19 protein-coding genes are annotated in these 20653 nt (G+C 62.3%); 6 read left to right on the plus strand and 13 right to left on the minus strand.

All coding sequences use genetic code 11. The features are described 5' to 3' along the window. Positions 1-69 precede the first annotated feature (69 nt). The 4 genes from ACEOAC_RS24160 to ACEOAC_RS24175 form a co-directional block, all read right to left on the minus strand. Positions 70-1860 (minus strand): acyl-CoA dehydrogenase C-terminal domain-containing protein, encoded by a 1791-nt coding sequence (locus ACEOAC_RS24160; protein WP_413443776.1) that lies wholly within the window; start codon positions 1858-1860, stop codon positions 70-72. Between the two features lie 18 nt (positions 1861-1878). Next, a complete protein-coding gene (locus tag ACEOAC_RS24165) occupies positions 1879-2598 on the minus strand; it encodes a TetR/AcrR family transcriptional regulator (RefSeq protein WP_006464121.1) in 720 nt (239 codons plus the stop codon). 216 nt (positions 2599-2814) lie between these two features. Further along, on the minus strand, positions 2815-3276 hold the full coding sequence (locus ACEOAC_RS24170) for a hypothetical protein (RefSeq protein ID WP_413443775.1): 462 nt from the start codon (positions 3274-3276) through the stop codon (positions 2815-2817). A 97-nt stretch (positions 3277-3373) separates the two neighbouring features. After that, positions 3374-3748, minus strand: a complete 375-nt coding sequence (locus ACEOAC_RS24175) for an RNA-binding S4 domain-containing protein (RefSeq protein WP_413443774.1) — start codon at positions 3746-3748, stop codon at positions 3374-3376. Between the two features lie 168 nt (positions 3749-3916). Here ACEOAC_RS24175 and ACEOAC_RS24180 point away from each other — a divergent pair, with 168 nt between their 5' ends. From ACEOAC_RS24180 to ACEOAC_RS24205, 6 genes are all read left to right on the plus strand, one after another. Beyond that, complete coding sequence (locus tag ACEOAC_RS24180; protein WP_413443773.1) at positions 3917-6802, plus strand: type VI secretion system Vgr family protein; 2886 nt, start codon at positions 3917-3919, stop codon at positions 6800-6802. 26 nt (positions 6803-6828) lie between these two features. Then, complete coding sequence (locus ACEOAC_RS24185) at positions 6829-8001, plus strand: phospholipase D-like domain-containing protein (RefSeq protein WP_413443772.1); 1173 nt, start codon at positions 6829-6831, stop codon at positions 7999-8001. A 127-nt stretch (positions 8002-8128) separates the two neighbouring features. Continuing rightward, the gene (locus ACEOAC_RS24190; RefSeq protein WP_413443771.1) at positions 8129-8590 is read left to right on the plus strand and encodes a hypothetical protein; all 462 of its coding nucleotides are present in this window, start codon (positions 8129-8131) and stop codon (positions 8588-8590) included. Positions 8591-8697: 107 nt separating this feature from the next. Then, positions 8698-9144, plus strand: a complete 447-nt coding sequence (locus ACEOAC_RS24195) for a tetratricopeptide repeat protein (protein WP_413443770.1) — start codon at positions 8698-8700, stop codon at positions 9142-9144. After that, positions 9141-9677, plus strand: coding sequence for a hypothetical protein (locus ACEOAC_RS24200; protein ID WP_413628626.1), 537 nt, complete (start codon positions 9141-9143; stop codon positions 9675-9677). Before ACEOAC_RS24195 ends, ACEOAC_RS24200 begins: the two co-directional genes overlap by 4 nt. 64 nt (positions 9678-9741) lie before the next feature. Further along, positions 9742-10083, plus strand: a complete 342-nt coding sequence (locus tag ACEOAC_RS24205; protein ID WP_413628627.1) for a hypothetical protein — start codon at positions 9742-9744, stop codon at positions 10081-10083. Positions 10084-10197: 114 nt separating this feature from the next. Here the strand turns inward: ACEOAC_RS24205 and ACEOAC_RS24210 are convergent, their stop codons facing one another. From ACEOAC_RS24210 to ACEOAC_RS24250, 9 genes are all read right to left on the minus strand, one after another. Next, positions 10198-11373, minus strand: coding sequence for an acetyl-CoA C-acetyltransferase (locus ACEOAC_RS24210; RefSeq protein ID WP_413444762.1), 1176 nt, complete (start codon positions 11371-11373; stop codon positions 10198-10200). 148 nt (positions 11374-11521) lie between these two features. Continuing rightward, positions 11522-12685, minus strand: a complete 1164-nt coding sequence (locus ACEOAC_RS24215; protein ID WP_413444761.1) for a phospholipase D-like domain-containing protein — start codon at positions 12683-12685, stop codon at positions 11522-11524. Positions 12686-12687: 2 nt separating this feature from the next. Next, complete coding sequence (locus tag ACEOAC_RS24220; RefSeq protein WP_006464128.1) at positions 12688-13485, minus strand: endonuclease/exonuclease/phosphatase family protein; 798 nt, start codon at positions 13483-13485, stop codon at positions 12688-12690. A 54-nt stretch (positions 13486-13539) separates the two neighbouring features. Next, on the minus strand, positions 13540-14043 hold the full coding sequence (gene nudB / locus ACEOAC_RS24225; protein WP_413444760.1) for a dihydroneopterin triphosphate diphosphatase: 504 nt from the start codon (positions 14041-14043) through the stop codon (positions 13540-13542). A gap of 51 nt (positions 14044-14094) precedes the next feature. After that, on the minus strand, positions 14095-15000 hold the full coding sequence (locus tag ACEOAC_RS24230) for a LysR substrate-binding domain-containing protein (RefSeq protein WP_077235873.1): 906 nt from the start codon (positions 14998-15000) through the stop codon (positions 14095-14097). A gap of 142 nt (positions 15001-15142) precedes the next feature. Beyond that, complete coding sequence (locus ACEOAC_RS24235; RefSeq protein ID WP_006464131.1) at positions 15143-16372, minus strand: metal-dependent hydrolase family protein; 1230 nt, start codon at positions 16370-16372, stop codon at positions 15143-15145. An 8-nt stretch (positions 16373-16380) separates the two neighbouring features. Continuing rightward, positions 16381-17682: an MFS transporter gene (locus ACEOAC_RS24240; RefSeq protein WP_077235874.1), complete on the minus strand. Its 1302-nt coding sequence runs from the start codon at positions 17680-17682 to the stop codon at positions 16381-16383. A 425-nt stretch (positions 17683-18107) separates the two neighbouring features. Further along, on the minus strand, positions 18108-19913 hold the full coding sequence (gene aspS, locus ACEOAC_RS24245) for an aspartate--tRNA ligase (protein WP_077235875.1): 1806 nt from the start codon (positions 19911-19913) through the stop codon (positions 18108-18110). A 98-nt stretch (positions 19914-20011) separates the two neighbouring features. Further along, positions 20012-20647 (minus strand): DUF502 domain-containing protein, encoded by a 636-nt coding sequence (locus ACEOAC_RS24250; protein ID WP_006464134.1) that lies wholly within the window; start codon positions 20645-20647, stop codon positions 20012-20014. Between the last annotated feature and the right edge of the window lie 6 nt (positions 20648-20653).

Here is a 20653-nt window from a genome sequence, read left to right on the forward strand (position 1 = left end):
GCCGGGCCACATTGCGGTAGATCAACGCCGCTGCGGGACAACAGACCCGGCGGCGGCGTGGTGTTGCGGTCAGAACAACTCGGCGTCCAGGGCCATCAGGTTGGCCGCGCCGGAACGGGCCTGGCGGATCAGCATGGCGGTCTCCGGCAGCAGGCGGGCGAAGTAGAAGCGCGCCGTGGCCAGCTTGGCGGTGTAGAAGGCATCACCGCTGCCCTGCTTTTCCAGCGCGATCTTGGCCATGCGCGCAAACAGATAGGAGAACACCAGGTGGCCCACCACGCGCAGGTAGGGCACGGCGGCGGCACCGGCTTCGTCCTGGTTGGCGAAGGACTTCATGCCGATTTCCATGGTCAGCTTGCTCACCTTGTCGCCGATGTCGGCCAGCGGGGTGATGAATTCGGACATGGACTCATCGGTGCCATGCTCTTCCACGAAGGCCTGGATCTGCGCGCCGAACTTCTTCAGCTTGGCGCCGTTGTCCATCAGGATCTTGCGGCCCAGCAGGTCCAGCGACTGGATGGTGTTGGTGCCTTCGTAGATCATGTTGATACGGGCATCGCGCACGTACTGCTCCATGCCCCATTCGGCGATGTAGCCATGGCCACCGTAGACCTGCAGGCACTCGGAGGTCGCCGTCCAGGCATTGTCGGTCAGGAAGGCCTTCACCACCGGGGTGAGCAGGGCCACGATATCGGCAGAATCCTTGCGGACCTGTTCGTCGGGGTGGCTCAGTTCCTTGTCCAGTTCCAGGGCGACATAGGAGGTGAAGGCGCGGCCACCTTCGGCGAAGGCCTTGGCGGTCAGCAGCATGCGGCGCACGTCGGGGTGCACGATGATCGGGTCGGCCGGCTTGTCGGCGGCCTTGATGCCGGACAGGCTGCGCATCTGCAGGCGGTCCTTGGCATAGACCAGGGCGTTCTGGTAGGCCACTTCGGTCAGGCCCAGGCCCTGCATGCCCACACCGAGGCGGGCCGCGTTCATGAACACGAACATGGCTTGCAGGCCCTTGTGCGGCTGGCCGATCAACCAGCCGGTGGCGCCGTCCAGGTTCATCTGGCAGGTGGCGTTGCCGTGGATGCCCATCTTTTCTTCGATGGCACCGCAGAAGATGGGATTACGCGCACCCAGCGAACCATCGGCGTTGGGCAGGAACTTCGGTACCAGGAACAGGGAAATGCCCTTGGAGCCTTCCGGTGCATCCGGCAGGCGTGCCAGCACCAGGTGGATGATGTTGGCGGAGACGTCGTTTTCGCCGGCCGAGATGAAGATCTTGTTGCCGGTGATCTTGTAGGCGCCGTCGGCCTGCGGTTCTGCCTTGCTGCGCAGCAGGCCCAGGTCGGTACCGCAATGCGCTTCGGTCAGGCACATGGTGCCGGTCCACTCGCCCGAGACCAGCTTGGGGAGGTAGAGCTGCTTCTGTTCTTCCGAACCGTGCGCGTGCAGGCACTCGTAGGCACCGTGCGACAGGCCGGGGTACATGGTCCAGGCCTGGTTGGACGAGTTCAGCATCTCGTAGAAGGAATTGTTGATCGTCAGCGGCAGGCCCTGGCCACCGAATTCGGGATCACAGGACAACGCCGCCCAGCCGGCTTCCACGTACTGCCGGTAGGCCTGCTTGAAACCCTTGGGTGTGATGACGGCCTTGGTCTCGCGATCGAAATGGCAACCCTCGCGGTCGCCCGAATGGTTCAGCGGGAACAATACTTGCGAAGCGAACTTGCCGCCCTCTTCCAGCACCTGGTCCACCAGCTCGCGGTTGGTGTCGGCATGCGGTGGCAGTTCTTTGAACACTTCCTCGACATTGAGCAGCTCGTGCAGCACGAATTGCATGTCGCGCAAGGGGGCGTTGTATTGGGGCATGAATGTCTCCGGACGGGTTTAGGCTGCCTTCCTGGCAGCCGATTTTGAATTCTTGGCGGGGGTGGCACCGTTGCTGGTGCTGTTGCTGGCACTGTCGCTGCCTTGCGGGCGGTAGCTGTCGATCAGGCGGCGGAAGCTGGCCTCGGCACGCTCCACGCTGCCGGGAATGTGCAGGAAGCGCGCATCGTGGTGCAGGGCCAGGATCAGGCCATACATTTCATAGACCATCTGGCTGACCTCGATGTCGGGCCGCAGATGGCCGGCTTCCATGGCCTGCTTGATGCAGCGCTCCAGCGCATCGCGCCAGGCCTGGACCATGGCCACAAGGTGATCGCGGATGGCACCGGGACGGTCGTCGTATTCGACCGCGCCGCTGATGTAGATGCAACCCAGCGCGATTTCCACCGTGACCTGCTTGATCCAGCGCGCGAACATCCCTTCCAGGCGCGGCAGGCCGCGTGGCTCCTTGATGGAGGGATAGAACACATCCTGCTCGAAGCGGTTGTGATACAGCCGCACGACCTCGATCTGCAAGTCCTCGCGGGAGCCGAAATGGGCGAAGACGCCGGATTTGCTCATCTTCATCTTTTCGGCCAGCAAGCCGATGGTCAGCCCTTCCAGGCCGTCACGGCTGGCCAGTTCCAGCGCCACATCCAGGATGGCGGCACGGGTCTGCTCACCCTTGCGCAGATACTTGGGCCGGGTGGGCGCGGTGGTCACCTTGCTTGTCTCAGTCATCGTTATCTCTTTGATATCCGTCGTCAGGTCGCGACGGGAAGGAACCGGTTCGGCGGGTGCGGCTCGGCGGCCGCTGTCTTGTACCCTGTCTGCGCGACGTGAATAAACCTTCACGCAGAATTTATTCGAACGATCGTACTATTATTCATCGCGCTGCAAAAGTCAAACAAAAATTCAGCGCGGCTTGCAAGGGCGATTTTGCTGCCCGGCAAGCCCTCAGGAAGCCCCGGGCGGGGCGCTGGTGGCACCCAGCAGGTCGTGGGCGTCCAGCAGGGCATAGACGATGGTGGGGTTGTTTTCCAGGCACTTGCGAATGGCCGCCGGGATGGTATCGCGGGTCTTGCGGCACAGGCCTGGCTGTTCAGCCAGGTGGATCTGCAGGCCGCGCACGGTGCGCACTTCGTTGGGACCGGGACTGATATGCAGATGGATGCCGAGATTCTTGCGCATGAGACTGCCCACGTGCAGCAGTTCGTCATAGGTCGTCACCCGGGTGATACGTTCGATCAGGCGTTTTTCTTCCTCGCGGGTCAGCCACAGCACGCGCGCCTCGGGCGCATGCAGGCACTCGAGCAGCGCTTCGCGCTGGCAATCGCAGGCACCGGGCGGGCATTCCTTGCGGAGCGGCCGCGGCACCGGCATCGCCTGGGCGGATTCGGAGGGGACTACCTGGGACATCTGCACCTTCACACCTACGTTGGAGAAAAGACAGGCCATGGACAGCGGCCCTTATCTTACAACGAGCTTGTGGCGCGGTGGCGGCCGCCCTGCCGGCTCAGGACGAGGAACGATCCAGCAGCCGACGGTCGCGTTTGGTGGGGCGGCCCTTGATTTCAGCCGAGGGTTCGCGGAACAGGCGATGGCGTTCGGCCTGGGTCGCACGACGCTGGACGCTCTCCTCGGTCTCCTGATAGAGCGTGGCCGCGACCGCCGCCGAACCGCGTTTGTCGGCGATGCCGATGACCAGTACTTCCCATTCGGTGGCGCCGTTGTCGATGTCCAGGAGGTCCCCAGGCTTGACGCTGTGGGCCGGCTTGGTGCGCTCGCCGTTGAGCCTGATGCGGCCGCGATCCACGGCTTCAGTGGCCAGCGAACGCGTCTTGAAGAAGCGCGCGGCCCAGCACCATTTGTCGATGCGGGTGGTGTCCATGTAGCAGATAAGGAGAAATTGCGAGCAGCAATTATCGATATTTTTTGGGAAAAGAACACAAGAAAATCGGGAAATCCGGCCTTTCTTTCGTGAGCGCCTTCCCGACCAGGCGCGTCTACTTATGCTGTGCGGTTTGCTCAACCTGCCGCCATCGAGTCCGACTCAGCCATGATAGACCCACGATCCGCCCTCTCCGCAGCCTTTGCCAAGACCATCCTCTCCCGGGAAAACCGGCCGATACGATTGCGCTGGAGCCAGCGCGAAACCCATTTCGAAGAGTTGCTGCTGGTGCAGCGCGTCGAGATCCGCGAAGCCATGTTCGAAGGCATGCACGGACATCTGACCTGCATCTCCATCGACCCCGATCTTCCCCTGCACGAATTGCTCGGTCAGCCGCTCGGCATCGAGATGGTCAATGATCGTGGTGGCCTGCATCACATCAACGGGATCATCACCGAAGCCCGCGCCGGGCAGGCAGACGGTGCGTTGCGCGTCTACCATCTGACGCTACGCGATGCGATGTCGATCATGGATGGGCGGATCAACAGCCGCATCTTCCGTCGCAAGAGCGTCCCCGACATCCTCCACATCCTGCTGCGCGAATGGCGTCTACGCAGCCCTGCGCTGGCCCATGCCTTCTCATTCGATCTCCATCGGCTCGACCAGCGACGTTATCCGTCCCGCGAGATCAGTCACCAATTCAATGAGTCTGATGCCCATTTCATCGGACGCCTGTGCCGGCGCGAAGGCATCGCCTGGTACATCGCCACGCCACAGGACGCGGACGATCCGGCGACGGCCTACAGCCCGGTTCACATGCTTGTGTTCTGTGACCACGTGGCACGGTTGCCGCAGGCCAGCGCAGGCAGCGTCCGCTATCACCGCGATGGAGCCACCGAAGTACGCGACACCATCAGCGCATGGAGTCGCGAGCGGGTCTTGACCCCGGGCAACGTACAGCGCACCAGTTGGGACTACAAGCTGGTACATGCCAATGAAACTGTGAGCCGCAACATCGTGGACCAGGGACGGAGCGGCAACGAAATGGGGCTAGCCTTGACCGAGTGCTTCATCGATGCGCCACACATCGGCAATGACCTCTCGGACCAGGTACGACTGACCGATGCACGCATGATGGCCCACGAAGCTCGCGCGGAAACCTTCCAGGCCGGCGGCAGCGTACGCGACCTGGCCGTGGGGCATTGGTTCGAACTGGAGAATCACCCCGACATGCCGCGCCAGGACGTCACTCAGCGTGAATTCATCGTCACCGCCTTGCAACAGCGCGCCGAGAACAACTTCCCCAAGGATCTGCAGGTACACATCCAGCGACTTCTGCCCGATCTCCCATGGGATGCGGCCGCCCCACAGGGCGCGAGTGACCTGCGCTATCACAACCGATTCACCTGCGTACGTCGGACTGCCTCCATCACGCCCCATTACGATCCACGCATACATCTGCCGGTGGTGCACCCCATCACCGCATTGGTGATCGGGCCAGGTAAGGAAGAGGTCTATTGCGACGAATATGGACGCATCAAGGTGCAGTTGCAGGGCGTGCAAGGACAGGGGCAGGATTCCGCCCAGGGCGCCGACCCCGGTGGCCATGAGCGGGACAGCGCGTTTGTCAGAGTCTCCAGCACCTGGGCGGGCGCCGGCTACGGACACGACGCAGTACCAAGGGTAGGCATGGAAGTGCTGCTGGACTTCCTCGGTGGCGACCCTGACAAGATGTTCGTGTCCGGCGTGCTTCACAATGGCACCAACCGACCGGCGCGTTTCAGCCACACCAGCGGGCTGCCGGCCAACCGCTTCATCTCCGGCATCAAGACGCGTGAAATAGGTGGTGAACGCTACAACCAGTTGCGCATGGATGACACCCGTGGACAGATCAGCGCGCAACTAGCCAGCGAACACCAGCACAGCCAACTCAACCTCGGCCACCTCACCGAGCCCCGCCTCGACGGACATGGCGACGACCGTGGCCAGGGACTGGAAGCACGTACCGATGGCCATGGCGTCATGCGCGGGGCCAAGGGCATCCTGATCACGGCCCAGTCCCAGGATCGCGGTCGCGGACGCATGCTGGAACGGGACGCCCTGCTGGAGACCCTGCAAGCCTTGCAGCAAATCGCCCGGCGCCTCGGACAGCACGCAGCGGAGCACCATGCGGAAGCAACCGACCTGGCACGCCTGGACAAGCTCCACCAGCAATTGCAGTCCTGGGACAACAACGACGAAACACCACGCCCCGACGCGTCCATGGTGGCCATCGATGCACCGGCGGGCGTGAGCATGACCAGCCAGGAGGGAATGCTACTGGGAGCGCAAGACCACATCGATATGGTCAGCCAGACCAATACCCAACTGAGCGCCGGCCGCCGACTGCTGATGCGGGCCGGCGACATGCTCAGCGCCTTTGCCGCACGGCACATGAAACTTATCGCCGGCAAGGGCAGCATCAAGATGCAGGCGCACGAAGAACATATCGAAATTGCCGCCGCCAAGCGCATCACCCTCAGCGCCAGTGAAGAGATCATTCTGGCGGCCCCCAAGATCAGCATCCGCTCGCGTGAATCGACGGAGATCAATGGCGGTGGCAGCTTCAGCCGCTGGCAGGGCAGCCTGATCGAGCACGGGACTTCCGGAGAGTGGCGGCAGCAGGCCGGAGACCACAATATCCTTGGCCCGGCCAACTGCCCACCACCGGAACTGCCAGCCCCTCCCACCTACGAAGAACTTCAGCACAGCAGCAGCCTGCTGGTTCGCCTGCGCACCCATGCCCGTGCCGGCCGCGTACTGGCCCTCCAGCCGTACACGCTCTTCAAGCAAGGCAAGCAGCTCGCCCAAGGGGTGACCGATGCCTCCGGACAGTTGCGCATCGCGAACCATCTACCGGAAGACAGCGATTACGCCATCGAACTCCCCAACGGCTACCGCTTCGACCTGCCGGTGCACGAGACGCTCGACGACATCGACAGCCAGCTTGCCGCCTCCGGCTACCGCAGCGCGCAGGAGCGTGCTGAAGACCGCCTGCAACATGCCGGCGCCTGAACACCGCACTTATCGGAGATTTCAACATGACCACCACCCACCACCCTGGCAGCGTCCCCATCGACCTGCGCAAACGCAGCGCCACGGCAACCTCGCAATGGCTGCTGGAACGCCCGGAAGACAGCAACTCCCCCATCTATCACGCCAACCAGCTTGAGGTACTGATCTGCGGCGAGGAAGGCTTTGCCCGCATCCTGGAAGACATCCGCAATGCGCGACACAGCGTGGAGATCATCTGCTGGGGCTTCGATCCCGCCATGGAGCTGGAGCGCAAGGGTCATACCTGGCCGCGCGGCACGACCTGGGGCGACCTGCTGAAGGATGTCGCGGCTGGCAAATACAACAACGGTAAGCAGGTGCAGGTGAGGGTGCTGTGTTGGTACGAGAATCCTTCGTCCGCTGCTGTGAAGAATGCCCCCGGCTATGGCGTGCTCCTCGCTCCACAGGTCGAGCGCATCAGGCACCATGAACAGCTTTCCGGAAGGCCATATACCGCTGACATGACGCCGGACGAGCGCCGCAGGCATTTCAATGCCATGTGGTACTTCGACGTGACCAGCGGTGCAATCCCCTCGCTCACCTTTCTGGTCCGCATCTGTGAAGACGCTCCTGTCGTCCGTAGCCTGAACGAAGAGCAGGCCTTCTCGCTGTCCCTAACAGAACGTCAGCTCCTGATACATGCTCCAACTGCGCACCAGAAAACCGTTCTCATCGATTACGACCATCAGAACGGGGAGCATGCCGTCGGCTATGTGATGGGTTTAAATAGCGTCACCGACTACTGGGATACGAAAAAGCACCTGTTCCACGATCCGCGTCGCGGTCAGTCCTGGGAGGGTGGCGGCGACGAATTTCCTGGACTCAAGCCTTTCCAAGATTATGCCTGCCGCATTTGCGGTGAAGTGCTGATCAACGTCAGCAAGAACTTTGTCGATGCATGGAACCGGGTCGCTGCCGGCCCGCAGAAGATTGCGCGGGAACATGATCTGCGTTCACCGCCGACGGGTCTCAAGATACGCGCCGGCAAATCCAGACATCGCGCCCAGATCGTACGGACCCAAATTGAAGAAGGTGACAAGACCATCAAGCGGCTCTACCGGCAAGCGACCAGCTTTGCTACAAACTACATCTACATCGAGAACCAGTATTTCCAATACACCGAGTGGGTTAGGTATCCCCGACGGTTTTGTCCTTCCTGATGAGCCGCAGGGTGGTCATCTGGTCCAGCATCTGCACACTGATGCCGTCATCGGAGGTTATTGGCTTGCCCAATTGCGCAAGCCAGTCACACCCCGGCAAGTCGCATGGAATGCCGCGCAAGTACCCATGCGCTACGAGATCGGCGAAGCCTTCGACAAGACCCCTGAAGGACTCACCAAGGATGATGGTGTTTTCCGCTTTCACTATCTCGGCACCCCGGTTCCTCAAGCACCTGAAGCCAAGTACGCTCCCGACTGGCGTGTCCCCCAAGGCGTGATGCGCGAAGTTCCGATGCCTGCTCGCGAGTTGCACTCCACCGGCCTGCTCCCCGCTCCCGCCACCGGCATCTGGCACGGTAGCGTCGATCCGGGTCACCCCCTGGCCAAGGTCTTCAACCAGTGGTACCGCCAGAGCTATGTCGAGGAAGGACAGGCTTTTCCCGACCCGCGTGATCGTGGGCTGGATATCTCTCCGAAAGATATCCAATGGCGGTGGCTCGATCAGGCCAATCGACCACAACCATCGGGGCGCAAAGAAATTACGATCCGTAACTTTTCTTATGTCGAAGCAATTAAGAAAGGCGTCTGAGGAATCAGGATTTGACAGGAACGCGATGCGGGAATGACGGCAATTTCGGCCCATTTCTGGCTGCGTGGCCTACCTACCTAAGATCGACTTAGAACTGCGAAACATCAATGCTTTTGAATACGCCGAAAATCTCTTCATGGCTTACGCTGTTTACCTTCGCTATTTCAACGGCATTGATACCCGCATGCAGCCTGAGTAGACTTCCTCGCAACATGTCTCTCAAGGCATTTGATCCCCATCGCAAAGAGTTCACTTGCAACTACGAGAAAGCGGCCGAGCCACCGCTAAACCAGGAAGCGGAAGCCTTGTTCAGAGAAGGCTTGGCGCTCACCAGCTTTGATCTTTGGCCTGATGATCGCGACCACAAAAAGGCCGCCATTCTCTGGACGAAAGCCTCGGAAAAGGATCACTGGGGCGCCATGCTGAATCTAGCCACACTTTATCTCCGAGGGGCCGGCGTGGAGCGCGACACCGAACTAGCTGTACAAATGGTTGAGAAGGCGATGCTACTTGGTGTGCCGAGGGCATTTCACCTGATGGTACGTATCACATGAATGGGACCGGTGTTCAGCAAGACGCAACTCGCGCATATGCTTTTTGGGCGTACACCGCCAATATGGGGAATTCCGACGCCTTAGCTCATCTTGCTGGAAAACTCAAAGCCTCTTATGACGATCCAAAAGGGAAGTTTTGGCGAAATAAGGACCTAGCCATGAAGATGCTTGAGTGTAGTTACGCACAAGAAAATGGAAAAGCTGCATATCTGCTAGGTCAGCAACTCAATTTGGATGGGAAGTATGAGAGCGCGGTACATATTCTCCATGACGGAGTCAAGTTTGGCAGCGAAGAAAGTGCTGTCAAACTATTTGTCAACTTTGACCACGGAAAAGAATTGGTCAGCAGATTTTTGGACCACGACCGCGCAGAGCGATACTTGGCCATTGCTGATTTAATCCATATTAACCCCGACCTCCGCCTCCCCAACCTAGACAAAGTCCCCCCTCCCTCCTGCCATCCTCCCCTACTGGGATGGCGACAAGCAATCCCTGATCGACGGCGCCAAGCCTGGCAAAGCAGTCTCACCTGATGACGTCGCTTCCCGTTTCCATAATCCCGGCATCCTGGTCCCTCAAACACCACAGGCCAAGTACATGCCCGACAGGCGCGTCCCCCAAGGCGTGATGCGCGAAGTCCCGATGCCTGCTCGCGAGTTGCACTCCACCGGCCTGCTTCACGCTCCCGCCACCGGCATCTGGCACGGTAGCGTCGATCCGGCCCATCCCCTGGCCAAGGTCTTCAACCAGTGGTACCGCCAGAGCTATGTCGAGGAAGGGATGGCTTTTCCCGACCCGCGTGATCGTGGGCTGGATATCTCTCCGAAAGATATCCAATGGCGGTGGCTCGATCAGGCCAATCGACCACAACCATCGGGGCGCAAAGAAATCACGATCCGTAACTTCTCTCAAGTCGAGACTACTCAAACAAACTCTTGATTATTCGATATTGGTGTGATCGCCAGCCATATGAAAAAAAGCGCCGGCTCGCAAGCCGGCGCTTCTTCATATTTCCTCGAGACAACAGTCATCGCATCAAGACTATCCTCGGATTCAACGCTCCACCGCCAGCGCCACACCCATACCGCCACCGATACAGAGGCTTGCCAGGCCCTTCTTGGCGTCCCGGCGCACCATCTCGTGCAGCAGAGTCACCAGTACGCGGCAGCCGGAGGCGCCGATGGGGTGGCCCAGGGCGATCGCGCCGCCGTTGACGTTGATCTTGCTGGTGTCCCAGCCCATCTGCTTGTTCACGGCGATGGCCTGGGCGGCAAAGGCTTCGTTGATCTCCATCAGGTCCAGGTCCTGCGGGGTCCAGCCGGCCTTCTTCAGGGTCAGCTGCGACGCCGGGACCGGGCCCATGCCCATGATGCTGGGGTCCAGGCCGGCCGAAGAGTAGGCCTTGATCCTGGCCAGCACCGGCAGACCCAGCTCGGCCGCCAGCCTGGCGGAGGTGACCACCACCGCGGCCGCGCCGTCGTTGATGCCGGAGGCATTGCCGGCAGTCACGGTGCCGGCCTTGTCGAAGGCCGGGCGCAGGCCGGCCAGGGCTTCGGCGGTGACGCCGTGCTTGACGAATTCGTCCGTGTCGAAGACTACGGTTTCCTTCTTGCCCTTGATTTCGATGGGGACGATCTCATCCTTGAACTTGCCGGCCTTTTGCGCGGCTTCAGCCTTGTTTTGCGAGGCGGCGGCGAAGGCGTCCTGCTCTTCGCGGCTGATCTCGAACTTCTTGGCGACGTTCTCGGCGGTGATACCCATGTGATACTGGTTGTAGACGTCCCACAGACCGTCGACGATCATGGTGTCGGTCAGCTTGGCATCGCCCATGCGGAAGCCGTCACGCGAGTTGTTCAACACGTGGGGCGAGGCGCTCATGTTTTCCTGGCCGCCGGCGATGACGATCTGGGCGTCGCCGCAACGGATGGCCTGGGCCGCCAGCTGCACCGCCTTCAGGCCGCTGCCGCAGACCTTGCCCACCACGAAGGCCGGGACCATGTCGGGCAGGCCGGACTTGATGACCGACTGGCGCGCCGGGTTCTGTCCCAGACCGGCCGTCAGCACCTGGCCGAGGATGACTTCGCTGATCGCTTCCGGCTTGATGCCGGTCTTGGCCAGCAGGGCCTTGATGACTTGCGCACCCAGATCGGCTGCTGCGATCTTCGACAAGGCACCGCCGAATTTGCCGATCGCCGTTCTCTGTGCTGCGACAATGACCACATCATCCATAACTCGCTCCTTTTATTGAAATGGCAGGAAGCCGCGCGCGGCTGCCTGTCGAAAACCGGGATGGTCATCCTATCCCATTTCAGCTGCGAATGCGATACGGTGAATCTTCGGTAAATCAAGCCAGGGCGAGATAGAGGCAGGGCCTCCCTCAGGCATCTTTCCCGAGGGTGATGATGTGGATGACCGTCCGATAGAGGAGGAAGGCCGCGCCATAGGCGGCGCGCTTGTACCAGGGCACATGCAGAAAGTCCGACAGGTGCACCACCCGGCCCAGGGCGGCGCCGGCTTCGATCTCCTGGCGCAGGTAGCCGGCGAAGGCCGGGTCCTGGACCACCACGTTGGCTTCCTGGTTCACGAACAGGGACAGGCCATCATAGTTGCTGGAGCCGACCGTGGCCCACTTGTCGTCCACCACGGCCACCTTGGCATGCAGCTCGGTATGGGTGTATTCGACGATGCGTACACCGGCACGCAAGAGCTTGGGATAGAAGGAATGCGCCACCGCATCCTGCATCAGGAACTGCCCCACGCCCAGCAGCAAGGTCACCTTGACGCCGCGCATGGCCGCCTCTTCCAGGGCACGCCGCATCTTGCGGCCGGGTGCAAAATAGGGATTGGCGAGGAACGCGCTCTCGCGGGCGCGCCCCAGGGCCTGCAGATAGGCGCGCTGGATGGTGCGGCGGTTGCGGAAGTTGTCGCGCACCACCAGGGCGGCCTGGGTCTGGTCGTGTACCGGGCCGCTATGGCCGTGGCGCAGGCGCCTGAAATTGCGCCAGCGCGCCTTCAGTTTCATGCGGCCCACGCGCAGCCACTGGGCCTGCACTTCCCGGTAGATATCCTGCACCAGCGGTCCGACCACGCTGACGGCAAAATCCCAGCGCGGCGCCGGCAGGGGCATCGCATGGTCGCGGTCGGAAACCATGTCGTCATTGATGTTGAGTCCGCCAACGAAAGCCACCTGGCGGTCCACCACGCACAGCTTGCGATGACTGCGCGCCACGCCGCGCCGGAACCAGGGGTTGAAGGAACGATGCTGCACACCGGCGGCACTCAGGGCGAGGCGCAATTTGTTAGTGTTTTCGCGACCGGTGCCAAGCCAGTCGTTGATGACATACACCACCACGCCACGCCCGGCGGCGCGTTGCAGCGCCTCGCAGACCAACACGCCGGTATCGTCGAGCGAAAAAATATAAGTTTCGAGGTAGATCTCGACCCGGGCCGCATCAATGGCGGTGATCAGGGCCGGATAGAAACCCGCGCCACTGTGCAGCAAGGCAATCTGGTTGCCGTCGGAAAAGGCGAGGTGGCGCAAGATCAGGCCAGATGCAGTTCGGTGACGATGGGCGCGTGGTCGGACAGGCGCGCCCACGGACCATCCTTGAGCACCTGCGCCGTTTCCACCCGGAAACCACGGACATAGATGCGGTCCAGTCGCAGCCACGGCATCATGGCCGGGAAGGTGCGGGCCGGGCGGATCGGTGCCGACAGGCCACCCAGCCGGCGCAGGCCCTGCATGACGCCGCGGGCGTTCGGTTGCGGCTGGTCGAACACCTCGACCACGCCCAGGTTCTGGTACAGCGTGCGGCTCAGCTGGTTGGTCCAGTCATTGAAGTCGCCGGCGATCACCAGTGGCGCATCCGGTGGCGAGGACGTACTGACCGCCTGCATCAGCGCATCGGTCTGGCGGCGGCGGCCACCGGCGAACAGGCCCAGGTGGATCACGTAGCAATGCACGTCCACGCCTTCCACCGGCACCACGCAGTGCAGGATGCCGCGCGATTCATAGGCATGGTCGGAGACGTCCTGGTTGCGGATGGAGGCGATCTCGAAACGCGAGATCAGGGCGTTGCCATGGTGCCCATGGTCGTACACGGCATTCATGCCGTAGGCGGCGTGGTGGGTGTCACCGGCCAGGTATTCGTGCTGGCCCTGCTGCGGCCAATTGGCGGCGTGGCGCAGGGCGTTGAGATCATGCCGGCCCTGCACTTCCTGCAGGAACAGGATGTCCGGGTCCAGTTGCGCCAGCGCCTGCTTGAGCGCCAGGATGCGCGGCCGTCCGGCAAAGGAGGTCACGCCCTTGTGGATGTTGTATGTGGCAATGCGCAGCTTCATCGATGCAACCTTTCTCTTGTTCTTGTCCGGTTCCGTCCTGGCGCTGCTGTCGGGCTAGCCGGCCAGGTAGCTGGGCAATTGCAGGATTGCCTCCGCATTGGACGACGAGAAACAGCGGTCGGCCGCTTCGCGGTAAGGCAGCCAGGCGTAGCGTGTGTGTTCGCGCGGGGCGAGCGTCACCGGGATGTCACGCGGCACCAGCAGGCCGAAGACATGCTCGGTGTTCCTGGTCACGCCGGGCGCATAGCGGTGCCGCCAGACCGGATAGATGTCATAGATGTTGGAAAGTTGCCAGTCGCGCAGATGCGCACGCGGCACGCAGTTTCCGCCATCATCGCCTGATTCTACGCCGGCGTCGGCGACGATGATGCCGGTTTCTTCCTGCACTTCGCGTCGGGCGGTCTCCGACAACTCTTCATCGGGATGGTCCTTGGAACCGGTCACCGATTGCCAGAAACCGGGCTGGTCGGTGCGTTCGATCAGCAGTACGTGGCGGTCGGCGCTGTGGATCACCACCAGCACCGATTCGGGAATCTTGTAGGGCTTGGCTTGCGTCATGGGGCTGTCCGGGCTGCAGCAAAGCCTCCATTGTATCGGGACCGCGCCGACTCAGAGCAGGGACGCTTCGCTCTCGGCCACCAACCAGCTGCGGAAGGCACGCGCGGCAGCGTGCTCGATGCGGTCGCGCGGCCAGACGGCGTAATAGCCGCCCCCCAGGCTGGCGCTGGCCTCGCAGGCGCGCACCAGCAGCCCCTGTTCCATACAGGCATCGATCATGTGGCGCCAGGCCAGCACGATGCCTTGTCCTTCCATGGCCAGCTGCAACAGCACGGGGTATTGGTTGGACAGGATCTGGTGCTCGATGCGGACATCGGGCATGCCGTTGTGGGCCATCCAGTTTTGCCAGGACATCCATTGCCGCTGGCCATCTTCCAGCATCAGCAGAGTCTCGTGGCGCAGCTCGGCCGGGCTCAGGGTGCGGCCGTCCAGATAGGCGGGCGAACAGACCGGGAACACCTCTTCGTCATACAGCCGACGCGCCGCCATCCCTGAGGGTGGGCCGTCGCGCAGGAAGTAGATGCCCATGTCGAAGTCGGTCTCGGAGAGCTGCGCCAGGCTGTCGTTGACGATCAAGCGCAGGTGGCAATCCGGGTGCAGCGCCCGAAAGCGCGCCAGCCGGGGCGTGAGCCACAGCACGGCCACGCCCTGCGAACAGGCCACCGTCAACTCCTGGTGGCCCTTGCGCTTCATGATGTCTTCGGTGGCCTCGGCACAATCGACCAGCAGGCGCTGCACCAGGGCGGCGTAGCGCTGGCCGCTGACCGTCAGGCGCAATGCACGGGGTTCGCGCAGGAACAGCTTCTTGCCCAGGAAGCGCTCCAGCTGGGCGATCTGACGGCTGATGGCGCTTTGTGTGAGGTGCAGTTCAGCGGCGGCACGCGTAAAGCTGCCGTGCCGCATGGCGGCTTCGAAGGCGATCAGTGACGGCAGGGGAGGAAGGGGTGATATACGCATGGTCGGCGCTCCGGCTCGGTTCTTTCAACAGACCATGATGGTAGAGCGAAAAGCATGCCCGCCGCTGCTTTCCTGATGCGATCGGGAAAGCAGCGGCGCAGGCGGGGCAGCAGCCGTGATGGCCGCCGTGGCGATCGAACGATCAGCGACTGCGGTGGATGTGGCCGGACTGCATGACCAGCGACAGGTGCTCGCCCTGCCCGGTCAGGAGCGTGATGTCCTGCAGCGGGTTGCCGTCGACCACGATCAGGTCGGCCAGCGCACCGGCGCGCACGGTCCCCAGTTCACCTTCGCGCTGCAGGATGGCGGCGGCAATCGAGGTCGCCGAGCGGATGGTTTCCAGGTTGCCCAGGATCTCGGCGCGAATCAGGAATTCGGTCGACTGGTCCTGATGCATCTCGCCCAGCAGGTCGGAGCCGAAGCCCATCTGCACGCCATGCTCGGCATAGATGCGCAGCGAGTCACGACCGGCCTGACGCACCGATTCGATCTTGGCCACGGAATCCGGCGGCAAGCCCAGGCGGGCACCGTCGCGGGCCAGCGAATCGTAGGTGACCAGTGTCGGCACGACGAAGGCACCATGCTCGCGCATCACGCGGGCGGCATCGGCATCGACCAGATTGCCATGCTCGATGGTGCGCACGCCGCACCGCACTGCGCGCGAGATGGCGCGGCCGGTGTAGGCGTGTGCCATCACATAGGTCTGGGCGGCTTCGGCCTCGGCCACGATGGCGCGGATTTCATCCTCGCTGTATTGCGTGTTGCCGATAGGATCGGTGGGCGATGCCACGCCGCCGGAGGCCATGATCTTGATCTGGGTCGCGCCCTTCTGCAGTTCTTCGCGGGCTGCCAGACGCACTGCGTCCACGCCATCCGCCACACGGGCGATGGCACCGGCGCGGAAGGCGCAGGAGCAGGGCTCCAGCACATCGGAACGTGGACGGAAGTCACCGTGGCCACCGGTCTGCGACAGCGCCTTGCCGGAAGGGAAGATGCGCGGACCCGGCACCAGGCCGATGGCAATGGCTTGCGCCAGGCCCCAGTCAGCGCCACCGGCATCACGCACGCTGGTGAAACCGCGATTCAACATCGCTTCGACGATGGGCAGCGCGCGGATGGAGGTCAGCGAACCCGGCTGCAGGGCATTCAAGCCCAGGTTGGCCAGCGAGGCCAGCACGTGCACGTGGCAGTCGATCAGGCCCGGCATCACGGTCTTGCCGGCCACATCGATCACGCGTGCGCCCGGGACATCCAGGGGCGTGGCGGAGACATCGATGATACGGTCTTTTTCGATCAGGACATCATGGCGCGGGAACAGGCTGCCCAGTGCTGGGTCGAGGACGTTACCGCCCTTCAGGAGAATCTTGGTCATGGCGAAAATCAATGTTGTTGCAGATACTGCGGCTCACGCACGAAGCGGGTGCCGACAAAGCTGATGGCGGCAGCGATCATCACGTAGAAGGCCGGTGCCATGGTGCTGCCGGTGGCGGCGATCAGCCAGGTGATGAAGAACGAGGCAAAGCCGCCGAAGATGGTCACGGCCAGGTTGTAGGCTACCGACAGGCCGGTGGAGAGCACCTTGGCCGGGAATAGTTCCGAGAACGCCGCCAGGATGGGGCCGGTGTAGGCCGCAATCAGGGTGCCGAAGACCAGCTGGAAGATCAGCAGCGTCGACAGGCTGGGGGCGCTGTTGATGTAGGCGAACATGGGATAGGCCAGCACCAGGATCAGCGCGGCCGAACCGGAGAGCAGCGGACGACGGCCGATGCGATCCGCCATGCGACCGACGATGGGTGCCAAGACCATGATGCAGAGTCCACCCACCATGCCGGCGATGAAGCCGGTGGTCTGCGGCAGCTTCAGGACCTTGACCGAATAGGTCGGCATGTAGAACAGCAAGACATAGGTGCAGACCGTCCACAGGATCACCATGGAGAAGCTGGCCGAGGTCTCGCGCGGGAAGTTGCGGATCACTTCCTTCAGGGGCGAGTCGGTCTTGTCCTTTTCTTCGAGGAAGGTCGGGGTCTCTTCGAGGTGGTTACGGATGTAGTAGCCGACCGGGCCGATGATGATGCCCAGCAGGAAGGGCAGGCGCCAGCCCCAGCTGGACAGCGCTTCCGGGCTCAGGCTGGAGGTGACGAAGGTACCGACGGCGGCGCCCAGCAGCACGGCCACGCCGATGCTGGCCTGGATCCAGCTGGAATAGAAAGCGCGTTCGCGCTCAGGTGCATATTCGGTCAGGAAGGCGGTGGCGCTGCCCATTTCGCCGCCGGCCGAGAAGCCCTGCAGCAGACGTGCAACGACGATGATCAGCGGCGCGAACAGGCCGATGCTTTCATAGGTCGGCGCCAGGCCGATCATGGTGGTACCCACCGCCATCAACAGGATGGTCACTGACAGCGCTGCCTTGCGGCCCACGCGGTCGGCGTAGATGCCCAGCAGGATGCCACCCACCGGGCGCATGAAGAAACCGACGCCGAAGGTGGCCACGGCCAGCAGCAAGGAAGTGAGGTCATTGCCGGTCGGGAAGAACAGTTTGGCGATGATGACCGCGAAGAAGCTGTAGACGGTGAAGTCGAACCATTCGAGGCCATTGCCGATGACGGTGGCGATGATGGCGCGGCGGCGCTGGTGGTTGCTGACCAGCGGCATCCCGCCGGCTGGTAATGTCGTTCCTTGCATGCTTTCCCCTCATGTCGGACGTTGAATATCCGGCCGATGATAGGGTGCGAGGGGGCCTGGCGGAAATGATATCTGTGCATGCCGCCATGCTTGCAGCGCATGCATGGATTCAGGTTCCGGGAAATGTAGACTCAAGAACCACAAGCGGGTCCTCACGTGAATCCATCTGGAACCGTTCGGACTGAGTAGGCCCTTCAGGGCCGTATCGAAGACACTCCTGCGCGGGTCGGTGAGCAGGCAAAGGCGCGCCTTCGATACGCGGCGATGCCGCTACTCAGGACGAACGGTCGTCGGGTCGCAGCGACGACCGGAATCCCGCCTGATGTTACGCAAGAATAAAATTTATATTATTTATAAAAATAAAAAAGCGCGTGCATTCCTGCACGCGCTTTTCGATGGGTTTATCGAGAAAATCGATAAATCGATCAGGCCTTCACAGCCGGCTCCGTATTGCGCAGGCGGATGTGCAGCTCGCGCAGTTGCTTCTCGTCCACCGCCGAAGGGGCGTGGGTCAGCAGGCACTGGGCGCGCTGGGTCTTGGGGAAGGCGATCACGTCGCGGATCGACTCGGCGCCAGCCATCATGGTGACCAGGCGGTCCAGGCCGAAGGCGATGCCACCGTGCGGGGGCGCGCCGTATTGCAGCGCGTCCAGCAGGAAGCCGAACTTCAGGCGGGCTTCTTCGTCATCGATCTTCAGCGCGCGGAACACCTTGCTCTGCACATCGGCGCGGTGGATACGCACCGAACCGCCGCCCAGTTCCCAACCGTTCAGGACCAGGTCATAGGCCTTGGCGATGGCCGCTGCAGGATTGGTCGAGATGAAGTCTTCGTGGCCATCCTTGGGCGAGGTGAACGGGTGGTGCAGGGCGACCCAGCGCTGGCCGTCTTCGTCGTATTCGAACATGGGGAAGTCGACCACCCACAGCGGACGCCAGGCGTCGTCGAACAGGCCGTTCTTCTTGCCGAAATCGCTGTGGCCGATCTTCACGCGCAGCGCGCCGATGGCATCGTTGACCACCTTGGCCTTGTCGGCACCGAAGAAGATCAGGTCGCCGTCCTGGGCGCCGGTCTTTTCGATGATGGCGTTCAGGGCCGCATCGTGGATGTTCTTGACGATGGGCGACTGCAGGCCGTCACGGCCCTTGGCCTTTTCGTTGACCTTGATGTAGGCCAGGCCCTTGGCGCCGTAGATGGCGACGAACTGGGTGTAGGCGTCGATTTCCGAACGCGGCATTTCGGCACCGCCCGGCACGCGCAGGCCGACCACGCGGCCGCCTTCGCTGTTGGCAGCACCCGAGAAGACCTTGAAGTCGACGTCCTTCATGACGTCGGTCAGTTCGGTGAATTCCAGCTTGACGCGCATGTCCGGCTTGTCCGAACCATACATGCCCATGGCGGTGGCGAAGTCCATCACCGGGAATGGGTCAGGCAGGTCGATGTCCAGGGCGTTCTTGAAGACCAGGCGGATCATGCCTTCGAACAGGTCACGGATTTCCTGCTCGTTCAGGAAGGAAGTTTCGCAGTCGATCTGGGTGAATTCGGGCTGACGATCGGCGCGCAGGTCTTCGTCGCGGAAGCACTTGGTGATCTGGTAGTAGCGGTCGAAGTTGGCCACCATCAGCAGCTGCTTGAACAGCTGCGGCGACTGCGGCAGGGCGAAGAATTCGCCGGCGTTCACGCGCGAAGGCACCAGGTAGTCGCGCGCGCCTTCCGGGGTGGACTTGGTCAGCATCGGGGTTTCGATGTCGATGAAGCCCTGACCATCCAGGAACTTGCGTACTTCCATGGCGACCTTGTAGCGCAGGCGCAGGTTGTTCTGCATCTGCGGACGGCGCAGGTCCAGCACGCGGTGGGTCAGGCGGGTGGTCTCGGACAGGCTGTCGTCATCCAGCTGGAACGGGGGCGTCACCGACGGGTTCAGCACTTCCAGCTCGTGGCACAGCACTTCGATCTTGCCCGACTTCAGGTTGGCGTTGGTGGTGCCTTCAGGACGGTTGCGCACCAGGCCGGTGATGCGCAGGCAGAACTCGTTGCGCACCGATTCGGCGTTCTTGAAGACATCGGCGCGGTCCGGGTCGCACACCACCTGGACCAGGCCTTCGCGGTCGCGCAGGTCGATGAAGATCACGCCGCCGTGATCGCGGCGACGGTGCACCCAGCCACACAGGCTGACGGTTTGGCCGAGCAGTGCCTCGGTAGTGAGGCCACAGTATTGGGTTCGCATGGACATGGTTGTGATTCCGTTGACAGTGTTCTTGTTGGATTCGTGAGAGAAGACGCTAAGGGCGAAGGCGGGGCTGGCCGGGCCGCGTGGCACCGGCCGCCCCGTCAATTCTTCGGCGCCGCGGCGTCGGTGATGATCTTCTTGTCGGCCGCCATCTCGGGGGCGACCACGCCCATCGAGACGACATACTTCAGGGCTGCATCGACCGACATGTCGAGTTCGATGGCATCGGCACGCGGCAGCATCAGGAAGAAACCGGAGGTCGGGTTGGGCGTGGTGGGAACGTAGACGCTGATGAAGTCACCGGCCAGGTGGTTCTTCACCTCGCCGCCCGGGGCGCCGGTCAGGAAGGCGATGGTCCACGAACCCTGGCGCGGATACTGGATCAGCACGGCCTTGCGGAAGGCATTGCCGGAGGGCGAGAACAGCGTATCGGAAACCTGCTTGACGCTGGAATAGATCGACTTCACCACCGGAATGCGGGTCAGGAAACCTTCCCACACCAGCACCAGGCGGCGCCCGATGAAGTTGCGCGCGGCCAGGCCGGTCAGGAACACGATCAGCAAGGTCAGGATCGCGCCCAGGCCGGGGATGTTGTGGCCCAGCCAGTGCTGCGGGCGCCAGGCCTCTGGCAGCAGCAGCAGTGACTGGTCCATGGTGCTGATGATCAGGTTCAGTACCCATAGCGTGATGGCCAGGGGAACCAGGATCAGCAGACCCGTGATGAAGTATTTGCGCATGGGGGA

The sequence above is a fragment of the Herbaspirillum frisingense genome, from assembly GCF_047325095.1.
GTDB lineage: Bacteria > Pseudomonadota > Gammaproteobacteria > Burkholderiales > Burkholderiaceae_D > Herbaspirillum > Herbaspirillum frisingense.

Coding starts and splice junctions, on each gene's coding strand:
- ACEOAC_RS24235 (WP_006464131.1), bottom strand. CDS start 16,372: ATGACCAAGATTCTCCTGAAGGGCGGTAACGTCCTCGACCCAGCACTG.
- ACEOAC_RS24250 (WP_006464134.1), bottom strand. CDS start 20,647: ATGCGCAAATACTTCATCACGGGTCTGCTGATCCTGGTTCCCCTGGCC.
- ACEOAC_RS24210 (WP_413444762.1), bottom strand. CDS start 11,373: ATGGATGATGTGGTCATTGTCGCAGCACAGAGAACGGCGATCGGCAAA.
- ACEOAC_RS24185 (WP_413443772.1), top strand. CDS start 6,829: ATGACCACCACCCACCACCCTGGCAGCGTCCCCATCGACCTGCGCAAA.
- nudB (WP_413444760.1), bottom strand. CDS start 14,043: ATGACGCAAGCCAAGCCCTACAAGATTCCCGAATCGGTGCTGGTGGTG.
- ACEOAC_RS24190 (WP_413443771.1), top strand. CDS start 8,129: ATGCGCTACGAGATCGGCGAAGCCTTCGACAAGACCCCTGAAGGACTC.
- ACEOAC_RS24165 (WP_006464121.1), bottom strand. CDS start 2,598: ATGACTGAGACAAGCAAGGTGACCACCGCGCCCACCCGGCCCAAGTAT.
- ACEOAC_RS24205 (WP_413628627.1), top strand. CDS start 9,742: ATGCCCGACAGGCGCGTCCCCCAAGGCGTGATGCGCGAAGTCCCGATG.
- ACEOAC_RS24160 (WP_413443776.1), bottom strand. CDS start 1,860: ATGCCCCAATACAACGCCCCCTTGCGCGACATGCAATTCGTGCTGCAC.
- ACEOAC_RS24240 (WP_077235874.1), bottom strand. CDS start 17,682: ATGCAAGGAACGACATTACCAGCCGGCGGGATGCCGCTGGTCAGCAAC.
- ACEOAC_RS24230 (WP_077235873.1), bottom strand. CDS start 15,000: ATGCGTATATCACCCCTTCCTCCCCTGCCGTCACTGATCGCCTTCGAA.
- ACEOAC_RS24220 (WP_006464128.1), bottom strand. CDS start 13,485: ATGAAGCTGCGCATTGCCACATACAACATCCACAAGGGCGTGACCTCC.
- aspS (WP_077235875.1), bottom strand. CDS start 19,913: ATGTCCATGCGAACCCAATACTGTGGCCTCACTACCGAGGCACTGCTC.
- ACEOAC_RS24200 (WP_413628626.1), top strand. CDS start 9,141: ATGAATGGGACCGGTGTTCAGCAAGACGCAACTCGCGCATATGCTTTT.
- ACEOAC_RS24175 (WP_413443774.1), bottom strand. CDS start 3,748: ATGGACACCACCCGCATCGACAAATGGTGCTGGGCCGCGCGCTTCTTC.
- ACEOAC_RS24195 (WP_413443770.1), top strand. CDS start 8,698: ATGCTTTTGAATACGCCGAAAATCTCTTCATGGCTTACGCTGTTTACC.
- ACEOAC_RS24180 (WP_413443773.1), top strand. CDS start 3,917: ATGATAGACCCACGATCCGCCCTCTCCGCAGCCTTTGCCAAGACCATC.
- ACEOAC_RS24170 (WP_413443775.1), bottom strand. CDS start 3,276: ATGTCCCAGGTAGTCCCCTCCGAATCCGCCCAGGCGATGCCGGTGCCG.